Raw genomic sequence first — 17,382 nt, forward strand, 5'->3', positions numbered from 1 at the left:
CAGGTCAGACCGGCAGGGACCAGGCCTGGTCGACGCGGTGGTCGCCGCAGGGGGCCAGTCGCAGCCGCTCGGCCGGGGTGTCCGGGGTGGTGACCGGGGCCGGAGCGGTGAGGCAGGTTCCGCTCGCTTCGTCGAGGAGGGTCCCGTCACGGCGGTGCGACCAGCTCTGGCCGGTCGGCTGCTGCGCCTGCGGGGGAGCGCAGTCGACCAGCTCCACCAGGCCGTTCGCGCCCGCCGACAGGCATTCGCCGGCCATCCGCACGCTCCCGTCGCCGCCGAGCGTCCACCGCTGGTCGGGCCCCCCGGTGCAGGCGGCCATCACGACGGCGCCGACGCCCGTGGTGTTGGCCCCGTCGGCGCACTTCGCGCCGTCACCGACGATCTGCCCGGTGGGCACGGCGTCGGCGCACGTGTGCGGGGTGAGCCGCCAGACCCCGGTGTCGTGCCCGGCCACCTTCCCGGTCAACGTGTCGGTGACCTCGCGGCGTTGGCCGCTCCACAGGTCCAGCGCTTCGGCCGAGCAGGAGGGCAGCCCGATCTCGTCGAGCGGCACGCGGATGTCCCGGGTGGCCGCCGAGCGGTTGAGCACGGCCACGGCGCGGTCGCCGTTCGCGAGGGGCCGGACCAGGATCTCGAAGGTGGCGTTGGAGGAGGCGACCGCGCCCTGACGGCCCATCGGGTCCTGGTCCAGCTCGATCATCCGGGTGTTGCCGAGGGCGGCGAGCCCCTCCGGGGTCAGCTTGGAGACGTCCGAGGACAGGATGAACGGCGCCGCCATCATCGCCCAGAGGGCGACCTGGCTGCGGCTCTCGGCCGCGGTGAGGCCGGGGGCGCCGGCGATCAGGAAGTCGGGGTCGTTCCAGTTGCCGGGGCCCGCGTACCGGCCGAGCCAGCGGTTGTAGCCGTAGTTGCCCAGTACCGAGGTCCATCGGGAGGTGTCGGGCGCGGCCGGCTTGTAGACCTTGATGTCCCGGCCCTCGCGCCACAGTTGGCCGGTCTCGCCGACCCAGCCGAGCACCTTGTGCCAGTCCGGGCCGCCCCATTCGCCCTGCTGGAAGTAGGCGGGCGCGGAGGCGGAGAGGACCATGTCGCGGCCGCTGGCGCGCAGGGCCTTCGCGACCGCGCCGTACGCGTCGCGGTAGGCCTGCTCCTTCGTCTTCCCCTCCGGCACCCAGAGGTTGCAGCCGTCCATCTTGACGTAGTCCACCTTCCAGGAGGCGAACTGGCGGGCGTCCTGCGCGTAGTGGTCCGCGCCGCCGCCCTCCGGGGCACCGCTGCCCGGGTACTTCTCGCAGGTCAGCGAGCCGGCGTCCTGGTAGATGCCGAACTTCAGGCCCTTGGCGTGCAGATGCTCGCCCAGCCAGGCCATGCCGTGCGGGAACTTCTGCGCGTCGACGACCAGGGCGCCGCGCTCGTCGCGGCTCTTGGTCATCCAGCAGTCGTCGACGGTCACCGTGTCGTACCCCTTGGCGGCGAGCCCGGAGGACACCAGCGCCTCGGCGTTCGCGACCACCTTGGCCTCGTCGATGTCGCACATGTAGTGCGCCCAGTTGTTCCAGCCCATCGGCGGGGTGAGCGCGAGCAGGGTGTCCGAGGTCGCGTCGGGCTCGGCCACCGCCGCCGACGACGGGGCGGGGGAGAGCGCGAGGGCGAACAGGGCGGCCGCGGTCAGGCAGGGGAGCGTCGCACGCAGGCGAGGCGGCACGGAGTCTCCTTGACGAGGGGGCAGTCGTGCGCCCAGTGCAGCGAGGCGACTACCCGCTGTCAACGAAAGTCGCTGATTATGACCCGATGACCAGCAATATGGCCGTAATCGCTGTCACACGAAGGAGGTGTATCAGCCTTCTGATACGTCGTACGATACGCTGTATCTCATGCCGAGAAGATCAGCCGCCCTGGACCGCGCGACCCCCGAGGCGATCGCCGTCGCCGCCCTGCGGATCATCGACGAGGAAGGGCCGGGGCACCTGAGCTTCCGCGCCCTCGCCGACCGGCTCGACGTCTCCCACGCCACCGTCCAGCGCCGCTGCACCGACCTGGCGGGCCTCCTCGACCTCTGCACCGAGCACCTGGCCGGGCGGCTCCCCGAGATCCCCGCCGGCACGGACTGGGCGCAAGCCACCGAGCAGCGCTTCGGCGCGCTGTACCGGCTGCTCACCGCCCACCCCGGACTGCTCGTGCTGCGGGGCGGCCGGCCCTGGCTCGGCCGCCAGCTGCTGGCCCGGCTCGTGGAACCGGCGCTCGCCGACAGCGTGGCCGCCGGGATGAGCCCCGCCGAGGCGATGACCGTCTACCGCCGCATGTACCTGCTCACCCTCGGCAGCGCCGCCTTCGTGGACCACCGCGACCCGGCCGCCGCCACCACCGCCTCGCGGGCCGCCCTGGCCGCGCTGGACCCCGCCGAATTCCCGGTACTGACGGGCGCGGTGGCCGACGTACTGCCCCCGCTCACCGACCACGAGGTGTACTACGGCGCCCTGCGCCAGCTGATCGAAGCCGCCCGGCCCGCCGGGCCCGCCACCTGATGGGGAGACCGACCATGGAACCGAAGCAGCAACTCGACTACGCCGCCGTCCGCGCCGCCGCCGACCGCATCGCCGGGACCACCCGGCCCGTGACCGTGGCCCCCGCCGGTGAAGGCGTCTGGTACGCACTGGAACACCTCCAGCACACCGGCTCCTTCAAGGCCCGCGGCGCCCGCAACTTCCTCGCCGCGCACGCGGCGGCCGACGCCCTCCCCGCCGCCGGCGTCACCATCGCCTCCGGCGGCAACGCCGGGCTCGCCTGCGCCTGGGCGGCCCGCGCGCAGGGCGTGAGGGCGACCGTGTTCCTGCCGGGCAGCGCCCCGCGCGTGAAGGTGGACCGGCTGCGCGGCTACGGCGCCGACGTACGGCTCGTCGGCGACCGGTACGCCGAAGCCCTCGCGGCCTGCCAGGAGTTCGCCGCCGAGAGCGGAGCCCTGCGCAGCCACGCCTACGACCACCCGCTGATCGCGGCCGGCGCCGGGACCCTGCTCGACGAGGTCCGGGCCGCCCTGCCCGGTCTGGACACCGTCGTCGTCGCCGTCGGCGGCGGCGGACTCTTCGCCGGAGTGGCCACCGCCGCCCGCGAACACGGCGTACGGGTGCTTGCCGCCGAACCGGAGAACTGCCGCGCCCTGAACGCGGCCCTGGAGGCGGGCCGCCCCGTGGACGTGCCCGTGAACTCGGTCGCCGCCGACTCCCTCGGCGCCCCCCGCGTTTCCGCCGACGCACTGGCCGCCGCGCGCGAGGACGGCGTACGGTCGGTACTCGTCCCCGACACGGCCATCAGCCAGGCCCGGCGCGCCCTCTGGGAAGAGCACCGCATCGTCGTCGAACCCGGCGCGGCCACCGCCCTGGCGGCCCTGCGCACCGCCACCGAGCCCCTGGGGGAGCGCGTCGCGGTCATCCTGTGCGGGGCCAACACGGACCCGGGCGACCTGGCGACCTCCGGGGCGTGAGGCCGGGGCGACTCCCGGGTCATCGCCGGACCTGACACTCCAGGATCCGGCCGTCGACGGTCCCCGCCAGCACGTGGCCTCGCGGCGATACGGCAAGCGACAGTGCGACGGTGGGGACACCGTGCACCTGGAGATCCGTGCGCCATCGCAGCGAGCCGTCTTCCGCATCCAGTGCCGCCAGCGCACCGGAGTTGTCGGCCACGTAGACCGCGTCCCCGTCGGTGTCGAGGGACGTGGCGGGATGGTCGGTGCGGTACTCCCACTGCACGGCGCCGCTCAGGGACCGCCGTACGACGTAGGCGCCACCCGGTTGGAGCCCGTAGCCGTCATGCACGGCCCCGGCGTAGACCAGGGATTGACCGATCGCGACCGCCGGGCCGCCGAAATGGTGCTCCGTCGGCACCCAGGAGTGCGGAAAGAGCCGCCGCGGTGTCCCGTCGGCGTCCAGGGTGGCGACCCACTTGTTCCGGTGCGGCTTGTCCGGGTCGGTGCCCACCAGGGCGAAAGGCCTACTGGCGCGACGGACCGGGAACGGATGGTTGAACACGTCGAAAGGGCCGACTTCCGCTCCGGCCACCGGGCCGTCGAGGTCGAACAGCACCGGCGGCTCGGACCCCCTCCGGGGGCCGGCCACCGGGCTCAGGACCATCCGGTCTCCGCCCGCGACGAGAACCGCGAACACATCCGGGCTCAGGGTCTCCCACACCTGTCCCGTGCGGGTGGAGATCCTGGCGAGATGGGACGGCGGTGTCTCCCAGCGCGTTCCCGACCGGCGGGGGCGGCGTTCGGCGTTCGCCCAGACCGATGTGCCCTCGGAGGACAGGACCAGCTGCCGGCCGCCTTCCTCGTCCTCGACCACCCACTGCCGCTCTCCCGACGGCAGCCATGATTCTGCCAGGGCCCGTCCAGAGCGGCCGGCACGCGACCGTCCTCCAGCCCTTCGACAGCCCACACCCGCCGACGCACGGACCAGTGCCGCCCGGTCGCCTTCGCGAGGTCACCCAGGAGTTCGTGCGCTTCTCCGCTGAAGTCCGTGGGGACGGCCCGCTCCGCGGGCGCGGCAAGTTCCGCCGCCTCGATCGTCCGCTGTCCGACCGACTCCCAGTGGGCGCGCGAGACCACCGCCGCATGCCCCTGCTCGTGTGCCTGCGGGTTCTGCCAGTCGTCGCACGGCGCCAGGAGCAGACGCAGGGCCGTCCGGCTGAGCCATTCCAGGCTCAGCACTTCCCGCGGGTATTCCAGCGCTGACACCACCGAGCCGGTGTCCAAGCGGATCAACAGCAGCTCGCCCCCGAACGAATAACCGCCGTCGTAGCATCCCGTCCCCACCGCCAGCAGGGGAAGAACGGGGTGGAAGGCGAGAGACCGCACGGGATACCGGGACCGCACCAGGTGCCGGCACCGCAGGCCGTCCCGCTCGTAGACCCCGATCCGATCCCCGGTCCAATTCCTGTCGGCGGTCGCGCCGCCGGCCCACTGAAGCGGCCCGAGATCCCCTCCCACCGCGACCAGCCGCGAGCGATCGTCGACGACGGCCAGCGCGGGCTCTCCGATCTCGGCGAACGGTCCGTCGCCGAACACGCGCTGGAGGAACGGCACAAGGGTCATACAGGGTCCCTCCCTGGCGGTACACGAACGACCGCCGGCCCGGGCACGGGACGGCGGCAGCCCATGATCCCCGCGCGTGGCGGCGCGCACCAGCGGATATGTGCCGCACGACGATCGTCGTGCCGGCCTGAGACTTTCGAGGACTGCGGACGGGGCTCGGCCCCTGCGAAGGTCGGAGCGTCCGGATGGCGCGGCGAACGACGCCGGGCACGGACGGTACGGCACGGAGGAACGGCGTGGCACAGCGCAAGGGTTGTCTGATCGGCTGCGGAGCGGCGCTGGTGGTGGGCGTCGGGCTGATAGCCGTGCTGATCTTCGGCGTCGGCAAGCTCATCGACGTGGCCGACAAGACCCTGGTCGATCCGAGCGTCTACACGGCCGTGAAGGCGGGCGACGCGGAGAGCGAGGTCCGCGCCAAGCTCCCGTCCGGCGAGACCTTCGTGAAGGGGGCCCTCAAGGAGGGCGGGCCGGTCGAGCCCGAGGGCAGCAGCTGCGCCTGGTACATCTCCAGCGGTGACTCCAAGGACGGCGAGGAGACCGTGTTCCGGTTCTGCTTCAAGGACGGCAAGCTCGCGGAGAAGGCCGAGTACCCGATGAAGTAGGGCCTTCGGTCCATGCAGCCACAACCAGCACCGGCCCTCCCCGTCCTGGCCGCCGTGGACGGTTCGGACCACAGCCTCATGACCCTCGACTGGACGCCGCCCGCGCGCGTGGCGCGGAGGTCCACGTCGCCCACGTGCGGCCCGACCACCCGCGGATGACGGCCCCGCACGAGGCCCTGGTGCCGCCGCCCGTCTTCGACACCGACCCCGTGCTGAAGGCGGTACTGGCGAGGCTGGCGGACCGGACCGGCCTGCCGCCCCTCACGTACGTCTCCCGGGACGGCACCCCGGCCGCGACCCTGACCGAACTCGCCGCCGGGGAGCGGTGCTCCAGGCCGTCTCCAAGCACGCGGCGCCGCTGTCGGCGTACCACCCGGCCGGGCCGGAAGCCGGCCGGGAACTCGCGGAGAACCAGCGCATCCGGCTCCAGCCCTTCCGCACCCGCCACTACCCCGACGTCACGGTCGAGGAGGTCGTCACCGCGGGCGACCCGGCGGGCCGGCTGGTCACCGCCTCACAGCGCGGGCCGCCTACGCCACGAGCCGGAGGTGCGCGAGCGGCAGGGCGATCCGGGCGGCGGCGCGCACCGGGAGCCGGGCGGCCTCCGCGTCGATCCAGGCGAGTACGCCGGCCCGCTCGTCGGCGTCGCAGAGCGAGAGGTGGAACAGCAGGTGCCGCCAGGAGCGGGCGGAGCGCTTGGCTGTGGTCCCGGCACGGGCGGCTTCGGTGAACGCCGCCCGGGCCAGGGCGGGCCAGCCGGGCTCGGGGGCGATGCGCAGGTCGCGGACCAGGGTGGCGAGATTGCCGGTGGTGAGGATGCGGGCCTGTTCGATGACGGCGGGGTCCCGGGTCGGGGCGGGGCCGGCCGTCCAGTGACTTGGACTCGGCTGGAGTGTCAGCAGGGTGCGGCCGGCGCGCCCGGCGCACAGGCGGGTGAAGCCCTTCCGGTCGTTCGTAGCCGCCATACCCCGCACCGCGGCGTAGTCGATGCCGTAGTAGCGCTCGTACGGGGTGCCGCACAGCAGTTCGGCGGCGTTCCGGGCCGCGTCGAGAAGACGGGGAGAGGCCGTCCCGCTGAAGTCGTCCGCGAAGGGGTCCACGTGGATCGGCGTGGGCAACGCCGTGCGGCCTTCGAGCTCGGACAACACGTGCAGGAGGCGGGTGGGCAGTCCGGCCCCGGGGAAGACCCGCAAAGAGGTTTCGGCCAGCCATGCGAGGACCGCGTGATCCCGTGCCGCCGGCGCGTCCCGGTGCCACCGGTCGACCGCGCGGACCCAGGGCAGTTCAGCCACGCCCACGTGGTACGCCGGAATCCAGTGGCGCATGGACCTGCGCCGGGCGGCCCGGTACGTGGCCGCCATCAGGGTGCGCAGCGGCGCGTCGGCATAGCCCTCGGCGTAGCGCGTCGCGATCAGCTGCGGCGCCAGCTCGGCCAGCACCTCGGCGGAGGGGATCAGCCCGCGCTCCAGCAGCACCTCCACGGGCGCGTCGAGGACGCTCCCGGCGACCTCCCGCACCGCCCGCGGGATCGCGGCCCCGGCGGGCAGGCCGCTCTTCGCGGCCTCCTCGGCGGTCACCGGGCCGACCAGCGCCGCGGCCTCCGCCTCGGGCAGGCCCCGGTCCACCGGGTACGCGGAGAGTCGGCGCAGCACCAGCGCCGCCAGGGCGTGGTGCGCCGGCCGGTCCTGTCCGGGCTGCGGGCGCGCCCGGTCGCGCTTGGCCACCATCGAGGTCAGGGCGTGCTTCAGCAGGCCGGCCGCCCGGGGGTCCGGAGTGCGGCCGGAGAGGGCCTCCTCCAGCGCGCGGCGCAGGATCGAGGTGTTCTCCTTCGGGTCGAGGTGCTTCGTGCAGCGGGTGTGCGCGGCTGCGAGGGACCGGTGGCGCTCCAGCAGCGCGGCGCCCGCGGTACGCCACTCCGGGCCGTCCACGTCCGCGCGCAGCCAGTGGGCGAGCAGCTCGTCCTCGTACGGCCGCCAGACGGTGAGGGCCTCGCGCTGGGCCTCGACGGCCTCGTCGGGCCCCCGGAGCGCGAGCAGGGCGGCGGCCTCGCCGACGGTCCGGTGGTGCACGGCCTCCGGGCCGGGGGAGGGGAGGTCCGCGGGGCGCGGCGCGAAGCGGACCTCGTGCGCGTGGGGCCGAAGCTCCTCGACCAGTTCCGCCGCACCGGAGGCGTCGCCGGCGCGCACCAGCCAGGCCACGGTGAGCAGCGCGGCCTCCTCGGGCGCGCGCAGCTCGTACCGTCCGCTGTCCAGCAACGACCGCAGCCGGGCGCGGCCTTCGTCGGTGAGGCAGTAGGCGAAGGCGTCGCCCGGGGGCAGGCTCGTCAGGGGATCTTTCTCGTCCATGGCCGGCGTGGCAGGTCCTGCCCCTGCGCCCTCCGACTTTGCAGGTCGGTGCTCTGGCTGCTGAGCTACACGCCGTCCCGTGATCCTAACGCGATGACTGGGGAGCGAGCTGCGGGTTTGCCGTCCGGACGACCCGAGCTGCTCCAAGTCGGCCGCTTCCCACGGGTGTTGGCTGCGCCACGTCTCCGCCCGCGGTGTGGAACCCGGCCCGCGCGGCGATAGCCTTGTCCCGGCCGGGTACGTCACGGAGGCCGCGGTGGCCGGATCAACGGGGAGGTCGCGATGCCCGCACGTGTGGTGTTCGTTCACGGCATCGGCGGCCCCCGCGACCCCGCCGGGGAACTGGAGCAGTGGTCCACCGCACTCGCCGCCGGGATGTCCGCCGCCGGTCACGCCGACCAGGCGGAGCGGCTGATGGCGGGCACGCCGGGCAGCAGGGCGTTCGCGTACTACGGGGACCTCTTCACCGCGCCCGGGGCGCAGGGCGACGGCGCGTGGAGTCCGACCGGGGAAGAGGCGGACATCCTGGCCGGGCTGCTCGGCGACGTGGTGGCGTCCCTGGTGGAGGAGAACGACGCGGAAACCGATCCCGATCGCCGGCGGGCCGAGCGGCGCGTCCTGGAGCACGCCCGGGCGCAGCTGGCGGAAGGGACCCAGGCGCAGGGCAGCGGCCAGATCCTGCGCAAGGCGCTCGACGTGGCCACCACGCTCCTCGCGCTGAGGCCGTGGCGCTCCGTCGGGACGTGGGTCGCCCCCAAGCTGATGGTGCGCGAACTGGCCCAGGTGGCCCGCTACCTCGCCCGCGGCGAGGACCAGGCGGGCGGCGGCAGCCTGGACGAGCGGATCAGAGCGCGCGTGCTCGACGCGATCGGGGACGGCCCGAGCCTGGTCGTCGCGCACTCCCTCGGATCTGTCGTGGCCATGGAAGCCCTGCACGAGCACGCGGGAGAAGTACCGTTGTTCGTCACCCTCGGTTCCCCCATCTCGACGCGCGCGGCCGTCTGGCCGCGCCTGCGGCCCCACCCGCCGGCCGCGCCCGCCTGCGTGGGGAACTGGCTGAACTTCTGGGACCGCGACGACCTGATCGCCGTACGGCCCCGCCTGGAACGGGACGTGGTGCCCAACGCGGCGGGAGTGGTCCCGGAGAGCCGGCGCGTGGACTCCGACGGCGTGTGGGTGCACCCGGCGCAGAAGTACCTCGCCCAGCCGGCGCTGGCGGGGCCCGTCGCCGCCGCACTGCGCGACAGTGCGGCGGAGGCCCCGTGACGGCCGTACCGGACCCCCGCAGACACCTGCTCGTCATCGCGCCCCAGTGCACGTCCATGCCGCGGCTGGAGTCCCTCGAACCGGCCGCGCGCGAGCTCGACCGGGCGCTCAGGGACGGCGCCCTCGGCGGCTGCGCTCCCGGCCTCCCGGGCGGCGAGTCGCTGTTCTCCGGCGACGGGCTGACCAGCGGGCACATCCTGGCCCTGGTGGAGAGCGCGGTCGAGCACGCCGCCGACCGCGACGCGGTCCTCGTCCTGGCCCTGCTCGGGCACGGGTTCGTGGTCGGCCGGACCGGCACGCTCCACCTGATGGCCGCCGACTCGGTCGAAGAGGTACGCCGGGGAGCCGTGGACGTGAGCGCACTGGTCACCATGGCGGCCGACCACAACGGCGTCGGCGGCCTGATCGGCATCATCGACACCTGCCACGCGGCCGGGGCGATACCGGCGGCGACCCAGCTGACGGCGGGCAGCCGCAACGGCCGCACCCGCATGTCACTCCTCATGGCCTCGGCCGGCAGCCAGCCCGCCTACGACCTGGCGCTCTCCCGGGAACTCACCGCCCTGCTGCGCCGCGGCATCCCCGTCGACGAGAAGGCCCTGTCGGTGAGCCACGTAGCCCGGGAACTGCGACGGCACGTGAAGGGCCAGGACATCACCGACGCGCACTACAACGGTGAGCCCTTCGTCGACGAGCCGCTCTGGATCGCCCGCAACTCCCGGCACCGCGGCTCCACGCCCGGCGTCCTCAGCGGGCCGTTCGCGGCCGAGGAGCTCGCCGCCGCCCTGGGCGCGCTGCATCCGCCGTTACCCGCACCGAGGGCGTACGACACGGCGGCCGTACGCGCCCTGCTGCGCGGCCTGGAGGAAGGGCGGCCGCCCCGGCAGGACGGAGCCTGGGACCGGGCCGCGCAGGCCGCGGACCAGCTGTACGTGGCGGTCCGCACGGTGGAGTTCCTACGGGCCTGGATCGGCGCGGAACTCACGACCCCGCGGATCCGCCGCGCGCTCAGCGCCCTGCTCGCGGGCGAGCGGCGGCTCCCCTCCGGCCCTCCCGCGGCGTGCGCCACCGATGTGGACGTCCTCGACTACCTCGCCTTCGACCATCCCGTCGCCCACGACGACTGCCGCCCGTGGGTCACCCGTTTCGTCCTGCTCCTCGCCCGGGCCGCCGGCCGGAGCGATCAGGACCCCGAACTGGTCCGCTGGGCGGAGGAGATCAAGGCCCGGCAGGAACTCAACGACGCCGTGGAGTACGCCCGGAGCCGGCACGCCGGGCAACGGCTCTCCCTCGTCACCAGCCTCCACGCGTCGGTCGCCGGGGCCTGGCCGGAAACCCTGGAGACCTGGCTGCTCCTGGACGGGGAGATCTGCGAGCGCAACACCTTCAGCTGCCTTCCCGAGACGCAGGGCCCCGTCGACCGCGACAGCGTGGAGGACGCGCTCGGCAGCGCCGTGGTGTGGGCCCGGGACGCGGCGGCGAAGCTCCAACTGCCGCTGACCCGGGTCCACGTGGCGGCCCCCAGCGCCCTGCTGGCCACCTGGCGTCCCGAGGAATCCGGATCCGCGCTGCTGCTCGGAGTCCACCACGACGTCGTCATGCACTGGAGCGAGCGCCTGGCGCCGTCCCGGTTGCTGAGGCTCACCGAGGCGGCGGTCAGCGCCCGCTGGACGGCGATCGAGAACCACACCGCCGCGTCGGCACCGCTGGACTGGCTGTCGGCGCAGGAGACCGCCGATCCCCGGGCCCTGGGCGCCCGCCTCGCCCGGGGGCAGTACGGCGCGGGCGCCGTGGGGCTGGTCCGCCGTCCGGCGCGGGACAAGGCGGCCCTGCTGGACCTGCTGCTCGCCTACACCCCCGTACTGGTCTGGCCGCACGGCGCCGACGGCTTCGCGCCGCCGCTGCACGGGCAGCTCGACGACCACTGGCGCACCCTGCCCGACAGCCTCCTGGACAGCTACCGGTGCGAGTGGAGCGGCGCCCCGACCCAGGACATCGCGGTGCTGCGACTGGTCTGGGACGACCGGGAATGGCTGTCGTTCTGCGACCGGATCAGGGCGTCGGGCACGAGCACGGGGCCTTCATGAGCGGCCCCGGGCGCCCCCCTGTCACCGCCGCCGACCGGCTGGCCCGAGCCCTGCTGCCGTTCCGGGACCAGTGGATCGGGGGCGACGCGGTGTACCCCCGTCTCGGTGCCCGGATCCTCGTCGACGGGTCGCGGACCATGTCCGTATGGCGCGGCGACCTCGACGCGTTCATCCGGTCACTGACGAGGCTGAGGGCGTTCCACGAGGTCCGGACGGGCCGCCTGCATTCCGTCGGGATCCTGGAGACCCGGCTCCCGGGCGGCCCGGCCGGGGACCGGCTGGTGCTCCTGGTCTCCGACTGCGCCTCCCCGCGGTGGCGCAGGCCGGAGTGGTGGCAGGAGTTGTACGCGCTCCTCCGCCACCAGCCCACGGCACTGATCAACCCGCTGCCGCCGAAACTCTGGCGCCGCACCGGGCTCGATCTGCCCGCCGTGCGCGTCGAACCGCCCCGGGCGCCGGTCATCAGCAATGCCGGCCTCAAGTTCCGCCTCCCGCCGCTCCTCGGCACCCTGCCGGGGGGCGGACCGGACGAACCCTCGTGGCTGCCCCTGCCCGTGGCCTCCCTGACCGCCCACTCCCTGGGGCAGTGGGCGGAGTCCCTGACAGGATCGCGGCCCCTGGGCTGCGACGCGCTGCTGGTGCCCGGCCCCGCCGCGTGGAACCCGCCCCCACTCCACGAACCGCCGCGCACCGCGGCCGGCCTGACCGACTCCTTCCTGCTGCTGGCCTCACCCAGAGCGGCCAGACTGGCCGTCCTCTGCGCGGCCTACACGGAAGTCGATCTGGCACAACTACGGTCCATGGCCGAGAAGTTCGAACCGGAGGCCACCACCTCCGACCTCGCCGAGATCCTCGTCGGCGGATTGTTCTCCGTATCCGACGACGAGCCGACCACACTGCGGTTCCACAGTGGTGTCCGCGAACACGTCCAGTCCTCGCTCGGGGTGCGCGACGTGCGCCTGCTGCGCGAGCGCCTGCCGTACTACGCGGGGCGCCTGGTCGAACGCCGGCGCGGCCCCCGGCCGGCGCCCCGCCCCGGCACCGCGACGGGCGGCCCCGTCGAGGCGACGGCCATCACGGCCACTGCGCGACCGGGCGGCATCGGCCGCGGCCCGGGCACCCGCGCCGCCGCGCCGCCGTACTTCTTCCTCAGCTACGCGCACACACCGAGGTACGGGGCGGGCGGCCCCGACCCGGACATGTGGGTGGAGCGCCTCTTCCGTGATCTCTGCGCCCATGTGATGGCGATGACCGACCTGCCCGCCGGCTACCCGGTCGGCTTCATGGACCGGGAGGTGCGCAGCGGTGAGGGCTGGTCCGACCGGCTCGGGGAGGCGCTCGCCACCAGCCGGGTCTTCGTCCCCCTGTTCTCGCCGCGCTACTTCGCCAGCGAAGCGTGCGGGAAGGAGTGGTACGCCTTCGCGCAGCGCGCCGTCAGGCACCGCGCGGCGAGCAACGAGCGGGCCGAGGCCATCGTGCCCGCACTGTGGGTGCCGGTGCCGCCCTCCCGGCTGCCGGGGTTCGCCGACGGGTACCGGTTCGACCAGACCGCATTCGGACCGCGTTACCTCACCGACGGGCTGTACGGACTGATCAAACTGCGCGGTTACGCGGAACAGTACGAGCGGGCCGTGTACGAACTGGCCAAGCGCATCGTCAAGGCAGCCGATTCCAGCCTCACGCCCGTGCGCCCGCTCGACTACCGGACGGTCCCCAGCGCTTTCGGCGCATCCGCCGGCCTTCGGGGGAGCCCCACACGATCCCTGCACGTCGTCGTCGCCGCGGCCTCCCGGCACGATCTGCCGGAGGGGCGGAGCCCCGAGTACTACGGGGACAGCGCGCTGGACTGGAACCCGTACCACCCGGAGTCGCAGCGGCCCATCGCCCACGTGATCGAGGACCTGGCCAGGAACCTGAACTACCGGGTGACCCTCGGCTCCTTCGACGACGAGGTCGAGCAGCTCGACACCGGGCAGCCGCCGGCCCGGCCGGAGATCCTCCTCCTCGACCGGTGGGCGGTGGAGGACGAACGCAGGCGCCGGCGACTGGCCGCTTTCGATCAGGGGAACCGCCCGTGGGTCAACGTGGTCGTGCCGTGGAACCGGTACGACTACCAAGGCCGGGGGAAGGAGGCCGAGTTGGCCCGGCGGCTGGAGGAGACCCTGCCCGTCACCATGGGGCAGGGCCGGGCCGCCTGCCGGGCCGCCGCCAACGGCGTGGCCAGTGTGGAGACCCTCGGCCAGATCCTCCCGCAGGTGGTCGAGGCGGCCGCGCAGCAGTTCCTCAGGCATGCGGAGGTCTACGCGCCCGCACCCGGCACCCACACGGAGCGGCCGCGGCTCCTGGGGCCCCAGGGAATGCACTCGCCTCCGCCGCCCGACGACTGACCGCCCGCAGGACGCCGGGCGGCCCCTGCCCGACGGGGCCGGCTAGTGGATCCAGCCGCGCTGGGCCGCCCTCAGTCCGGCCTCGAAGCGGCTCGATGCGTCGAGGCGTTCCATGAGCGCCGCCATCTGCCGGCGGACGCTGCGGGCGGATATGCCGAGCCGCCGGCCCGCGACCTCGTCGGTGAGGCCGGACGCGAGGAGCTTGAGCAGCTCCTCCTCGGAGGCGGTGAGACCGCTGTCGGCGTCCTTGCAGCGGTCGGCGCCGAGCGGGATCGCGGAGCTCCACGTCTGCTCGAACAGCGCGACCAGCGACGCCACCACCCCCGCCTCGCGGATGCACAGCGCGCCGCGTTTCGTGTCGGCCGGATCGATGGGGACCACGGCGACGCGGCGGTCGAAGACGAGCATGCGCGGGGGGAGGGTGGGGCAGGTGCGCACCACGCCGCCGCGCTCGGTCATCCACCGCGCGTACGCGAGGGTCGGGGGGTCGTGGCGCATGCTGTCCTGGTAGAGGGTCAGCAGGGCGACCCCCTTGTTCATGGCCGTGTCGTCCAGCGGCCTGGACGCGTCGAGGCTGGCCTGTGACTGGGCTCCGCCCGGCATCACGGAGAGGCACTCGGCGGAGACTTCCCGCGCGAGCACCTCCAGTCTCGTCTGGATGGCGTCGAGACCCAGCAGGCGCTCGGTGGCCGGGGCGGCCGGCGCGGCCGGGGCGGTCGGTCGCAGGTCGGCGTACTCGGCGATCGCCCGCGCCGCGGCGGCCTTGCTCAGTTCGAGCTCCTGCCGACGGCGCAGCAGGGCCTCCTCCTGGCGTCGCAGGAGCATCTCCAGGCCGAGCTCCGGGCTGACCGGCCGCATGACACCGAGTACGTCCCGGGAGGCGCGCAGGAGCCTGAGGTCGGCGAGCTTGTCCAGGGCGTCGCGCACGGCGCTCTCGGGCAGGTCCAGTTGCTCGCAGAGCTCCTGCACGCCGCCTTCCGGGTGGGAGAGCATCGCGCGGTATACGGCTTCCGACACGTGGTCAAGCCCGAGCATGTCCAACATCCGCCCAGCCCCCCGGCTCGCATGACGATTAAAATCGCCATCAGCATAGGGTCGATGTGACGGTTGATCAAGCAGCGGACAGCGAGCGGGACGGAGTCTGGAATTGAACGCTCTGGTCCCCTGGTCCGGTTGAACGGCATATGGCTCGGCGAGTAAAATCGTTGCCTTGGGGGGCCAGGGGTCTCGACTGAACGGAGCTGGCGGGGATGGATACAGAGGAAGCCGCCGACGGCCGGCACCCGGCTTCGCCGCCCGACCGTGCCCGCAAGATATCCGAGAGGCTCGACGCGCTGATCACCCGGGAAGCCGCCCGGGCCGGAGGGAAGGCGCCCGCGTACCGGGAGTTGGCCGACCGGGTCAACCGGATCGCCGGACGCAGCGTGATCTCCCGCGACACGATCCGCAATCTGCACCAGGCGAGCACGCAGAAGGGGCAGCCCCCCAACCCCACGGTCGAGACGCTGGACTGGATGGGCCTCGCCTTCGGCATCCGTTCCGGGGCGACGTACTTCCTGGACGACGCCAAGGCCGCCGCCGTGGACGAACAACTGCTGGGCCTCGACAAGTTGGCCGACATCCGAGCGGCCACGGGGAACGCCGGGGTCATCGGCCTCGCGCAGCGCGCGTCAGGGCTGTCGAACAACAGCCTCCACATGCTGGTGGCGCTCGCCGACCGCCTGAGCGCGCTCGAGGCGGAGGCGGCCGGGGATGCGAGCACGGCCGCAGGTCCCGAGGAGAACGGCCACTAGTAGGCTGACCGGCGAACCGACCCGTTGACGGAGGGATCCACTCCCGCATGCCTGTACCCCGGGGTCTGCGCAGGCGCTGTGAGGGCATCCTGGCCGGGATCGAACTACCCGATCCGTTCACGGTCGACTCCTTCCGCGACGCACTGGCCCGGCACCGCGGGCGGCCGATCGTGATGGAGCCGCTGCCCCCGCTCGGCCTCGAATCCCCCTGCGGGGCATGGATCGCGCTGCCCAGCGTGGACGTCGTCTTCTACGAGCGGCGAACCAGTCCGGCACACCAGGACCTGATCAAACTCCACGAGCTCGGCCATGTGCTGTGCGGGCACAGTCAGAACGTCGAACTCGCCCGGATCGCCCAGGCCTTCACCGAACTGACTCCGGAACTGCTCGCCCACACGCTCGGCGCGGCGCGCAGCAATTTCGACACGGTCGAGGAGCAGGAGGCCGAGATGATCGCGGTGCTCCTCGCCGACCTGGCCGGCGCCGACCGCATCGGCACCCCGTCCTCGCGCCGACTGGCCACCAGCCTCGCGCACCCGATACGCCGCCTGCGGAGCTGGCGAGGAGACTGATGTACGCGGTCTACGAGTTCACCCTGCCCGCGCTCATGTGGGCGCTGGTGATCTGGCGCGCCCCGTCCGCATTCAGCGGCGCACACCCCTCCCGGCTCCTGTGGGGACTGCTCATCGCGATGGCCGTGACGCTGACGACCAGGGTGCCCGCGGTCGAGCACCTCATCCGGATCACCACCGGGTCACCGGACCTGTCCGTCCTCGTCAAGCACCTCGTCGGCCTGGCGGCGAACTGGTTCATGCTGGAGTACGTGATCACGGTCCACGGGCGCAAACCGCGGCGGGCGGCGAGAGAGCGCCTGCGGATCGTCCTGGCGGTGACGGCCGGGCTGGCCCTCACGGTGCTGTTCGTCTTCTTCTTCGAGCACGACCCCGACGGCCCGGCGAGCCGGGTCACGGACGCACACCTCGGCGACCCGGCGGTGCGCCTGTACGAAGGCATCGTCTACGCCTACCTCGGCACCTCCACCGCCCTGTCGGCGAAGCTCTTCTGGTCGAACCGGCGCAGCATGCCGCAAGGGCTGCTGCGCGCGGGAGTCGTGTGCCTGGCGGGTGGCTGCGCGCTCGGCTTCGTCTACACCGCCTACCGGGTGGTCTTCCTCGCCCGCCAGCAGAGCCGCCCCCAGGACCCCGGGCCCGGAACGTTCGACCCGGTCTCCGAGACCCTGCCGGTGGTCGCCCTCCTGCTGCTCGTGGCGGGCCTGGTCCTGCCGCCGATGAGAACGCTGGCCCGCTACCTCCACGACCAGTACGCGCTGTGGCGGCTGCACCCCCTGTGGTCGGACCTGCTCCAGGCCGTACCGGCGGTGGCGTTCGGTCCGCGCGTGGGCCGCACGCGCGATCTGTTCATCCTCGGCGACCGGACCCTGGACGTGGCCCACCGCGCCTTCGAGATCCGCGACGCCTGTCTCGTCCTGCGCGACCGGTTCGCCGCGACCCATCCCGACGGACCGGTGGCCGACTCCGGCGCGCCGCTCGGCGGCGAGGTATCCGACGCCGGCGCGGAAGCGGCGTGGCTGTTCGCCGCACTCCACGAGGACTCCGACGCCGGCCACACCGTCATCCCGCTCCCGTCGGACGCCAGGACTCCCGGTGAGGAGATCGCCTGGCTGCTCAAGGTCGCCGCGGCCTACGGGCAACTGTCCCGCGGCCAGGGCGTCACCTCACCGGCGGCCACGGCAGAGGAGGCCCGTACCGGGTCATAACGGAAGGTCGGCACGGACTGCGTCCTGATGCGGCCA

At 73.4% G+C, this 17,382-nt stretch carries 13 protein-coding genes and 1 tRNA gene; 9 read left to right on the forward strand and 5 right to left on the reverse strand.

Annotation, left to right across the window (positions count from 1 at the left end; genetic code table 11):
* Window positions 1-4: 4 nt before the first annotated feature.
* Window positions 5-1,705, reverse strand: a complete 1,701-nt coding sequence (locus AB0O21_RS12205) for a ricin-type beta-trefoil lectin domain protein (protein WP_365169724.1) — start codon at window positions 1,703-1,705, stop codon at window positions 5-7.
* Between the two features lie 169 nt (window positions 1,706-1,874).
* Here AB0O21_RS12205 and AB0O21_RS12210 point away from each other — a divergent pair, with 169 nt between their 5' ends.
* Together AB0O21_RS12210 and AB0O21_RS12215 are read left to right on the forward strand one after the other, a co-directional pair.
* Entirely contained in the window at window positions 1,875-2,525 is a 651-nt protein-coding gene (locus AB0O21_RS12210; protein ID WP_365169727.1) for a TetR/AcrR family transcriptional regulator C-terminal domain-containing protein, read from the forward strand.
* A 14-nt stretch (window positions 2,526-2,539) separates the two neighbouring features.
* Window positions 2,540-3,481 (forward strand): serine/threonine dehydratase, encoded by a 942-nt coding sequence (locus AB0O21_RS12215; RefSeq protein WP_365169730.1) that lies wholly within the window; start codon window positions 2,540-2,542, stop codon window positions 3,479-3,481.
* A 19-nt stretch (window positions 3,482-3,500) separates the two neighbouring features.
* Here the strand turns inward: AB0O21_RS12215 and AB0O21_RS12220 are convergent, their stop codons facing one another.
* On the reverse strand, window positions 3,501-4,340 hold the full coding sequence (locus AB0O21_RS12220; RefSeq protein WP_365169733.1) for a PQQ-binding-like beta-propeller repeat protein: 840 nt from the start codon (window positions 4,338-4,340) through the stop codon (window positions 3,501-3,503).
* A 985-nt stretch (window positions 4,341-5,325) separates the two neighbouring features.
* On the opposite strand from AB0O21_RS12220, the gene AB0O21_RS12225 reads away from it, so the two are divergent.
* Entirely contained in the window at window positions 5,326-5,691 is a 366-nt protein-coding gene (locus tag AB0O21_RS12225) for a hypothetical protein (protein WP_365169736.1), read from the forward strand.
* A gap of 530 nt (window positions 5,692-6,221) precedes the next feature.
* Here the strand turns inward: AB0O21_RS12225 and AB0O21_RS12230 are convergent.
* Together AB0O21_RS12230 and AB0O21_RS12235 are read right to left on the reverse strand one after the other, a co-directional pair.
* Window positions 6,222-8,036: a hypothetical protein gene (locus AB0O21_RS12230; RefSeq protein ID WP_365169739.1), complete on the reverse strand. Its 1,815-nt coding sequence runs from the start codon at window positions 8,034-8,036 to the stop codon at window positions 6,222-6,224.
* A tRNA-Cys gene (locus AB0O21_RS12235) sits at window positions 8,036-8,111 on the reverse strand. The genes AB0O21_RS12230 and AB0O21_RS12235 overlap by 1 nt, the downstream gene beginning before the upstream one ends.
* Window positions 8,112-8,318: 207 nt before the next feature.
* Between AB0O21_RS12235 and AB0O21_RS12240 the strand changes: the two genes are divergently transcribed.
* The 3 genes from AB0O21_RS12240 to AB0O21_RS12250 are packed head-to-tail and all read left to right on the forward strand — an operon-like array spanning window position 8,319 to window position 13,776.
* A complete protein-coding gene (locus AB0O21_RS12240; RefSeq protein ID WP_365169742.1) occupies window positions 8,319-9,302 on the forward strand; it encodes a hypothetical protein in 984 nt (327 codons plus the stop codon).
* On the forward strand, window positions 9,299-11,389 hold the full coding sequence (locus AB0O21_RS12245) for a hypothetical protein (RefSeq protein ID WP_365169745.1): 2,091 nt from the start codon (window positions 9,299-9,301) through the stop codon (window positions 11,387-11,389). The genes AB0O21_RS12240 and AB0O21_RS12245 overlap by 4 nt, the downstream gene beginning before the upstream one ends.
* Window positions 11,386-13,776, forward strand: a complete 2,391-nt coding sequence (locus AB0O21_RS12250; RefSeq protein ID WP_365169748.1) for a TIR-like protein FxsC — start codon at window positions 11,386-11,388, stop codon at window positions 13,774-13,776. Before AB0O21_RS12245 ends, AB0O21_RS12250 begins: the two co-directional genes overlap by 4 nt.
* A gap of 42 nt (window positions 13,777-13,818) precedes the next feature.
* Here the strand turns inward: AB0O21_RS12250 and AB0O21_RS12255 are convergent, their stop codons facing one another.
* Window positions 13,819-14,793, reverse strand: a complete 975-nt coding sequence (locus AB0O21_RS12255; RefSeq protein ID WP_365169751.1) for a helix-turn-helix transcriptional regulator — start codon at window positions 14,791-14,793, stop codon at window positions 13,819-13,821.
* Window positions 14,794-15,026: 233 nt separating this feature from the next.
* Here AB0O21_RS12255 and AB0O21_RS12260 point away from each other — a divergent pair, with 233 nt between their 5' ends.
* The 3 genes from AB0O21_RS12260 to AB0O21_RS12270 are packed head-to-tail and all read left to right on the forward strand — an operon-like array spanning window position 15,027 to window position 17,346.
* Window positions 15,027-15,569, forward strand: coding sequence for a hypothetical protein (locus tag AB0O21_RS12260; protein WP_365169754.1), 543 nt, complete (start codon window positions 15,027-15,029; stop codon window positions 15,567-15,569).
* 47 nt (window positions 15,570-15,616) lie between these two features.
* Window positions 15,617-16,141 (forward strand): hypothetical protein, encoded by a 525-nt coding sequence (locus tag AB0O21_RS12265; RefSeq protein WP_365169757.1) that lies wholly within the window; start codon window positions 15,617-15,619, stop codon window positions 16,139-16,141.
* Window positions 16,141-17,346, forward strand: coding sequence for an MAB_1171c family putative transporter (locus AB0O21_RS12270; RefSeq protein ID WP_365169760.1), 1,206 nt, complete (start codon window positions 16,141-16,143; stop codon window positions 17,344-17,346). The genes AB0O21_RS12265 and AB0O21_RS12270 overlap by 1 nt, the downstream gene beginning before the upstream one ends.
* The last annotated feature ends 36 nt before the right edge of the window (window positions 17,347-17,382 follow it).

Source organism: Streptomyces sp. NPDC091371 (assembly GCF_040684275.1).
GTDB lineage: Bacteria > Actinomycetota > Actinomycetes > Streptomycetales > Streptomycetaceae > Streptomyces.

Bases quoted from the DNA above. Each gene is read 5' to 3' on its own strand.
- AB0O21_RS12210 (WP_365169727.1), top strand. From the start codon at position 1,875: ATGCCGAGAAGATCAGCCGCCCTGGACCGCGCGACCCCCGAGGCGATC.
- AB0O21_RS12215 (WP_365169730.1), top strand. From the start codon at position 2,540: ATGGAACCGAAGCAGCAACTCGACTACGCCGCCGTCCGCGCCGCCGCC.
- AB0O21_RS12230 (WP_365169739.1), bottom strand. From the start codon at position 8,036: ATGGACGAGAAAGATCCCCTGACGAGCCTGCCCCCGGGCGACGCCTTC.
- AB0O21_RS12240 (WP_365169742.1), top strand. From the start codon at position 8,319: ATGCCCGCACGTGTGGTGTTCGTTCACGGCATCGGCGGCCCCCGCGAC.
- AB0O21_RS12250 (WP_365169748.1), top strand. From the start codon at position 11,386: ATGAGCGGCCCCGGGCGCCCCCCTGTCACCGCCGCCGACCGGCTGGCC.
- AB0O21_RS12260 (WP_365169754.1), top strand. From the start codon at position 15,027: ATGGATACAGAGGAAGCCGCCGACGGCCGGCACCCGGCTTCGCCGCCC.
- AB0O21_RS12265 (WP_365169757.1), top strand. From the start codon at position 15,617: ATGCCTGTACCCCGGGGTCTGCGCAGGCGCTGTGAGGGCATCCTGGCC.
- AB0O21_RS12270 (WP_365169760.1), top strand. From the start codon at position 16,141: ATGTACGCGGTCTACGAGTTCACCCTGCCCGCGCTCATGTGGGCGCTG.